1 protein-coding gene is annotated in these 256 nt (G+C 65.6%); it reads right to left on the reverse strand.

Annotated features, from left to right (window positions below; all coding sequences use genetic code 11):
- On the reverse strand, positions 1–256 hold a 256-nt coding region (locus tag RVY79_RS20480), incomplete at both ends, for an inorganic diphosphatase (protein ID WP_317466426.1).

Raw genomic sequence — 256 nt, forward strand, 5'->3', positions numbered from 1 at the left:
GCTTCCAGCGCCTTGTAGTGCTCGAAGAAGTGCTTGATCTGGTCCAGCAGGTTCTGGCCGATGTCCGACAGGTCGGTCATGTGGGCCGTGGCGGGGCTCAGCTTGTTGACCGGCACGGCCACCAGCTTGGCATCCACGCCGGATTCGTCCGTCATCTTCAGCATGCCCAGGGCGCGGCAACGCACCACGCAGCCGTGGATCAGCGGGAACGGCGTGACAACCAGCACGTCCACCGGGTCACCGTCGCCCGACAGCG

The organism is Chromohalobacter sp. HP20-39, assembly GCF_033052815.1.
In the GTDB taxonomy this organism is placed as follows: domain Bacteria; phylum Pseudomonadota; class Gammaproteobacteria; order Pseudomonadales; family Halomonadaceae; genus Chromohalobacter.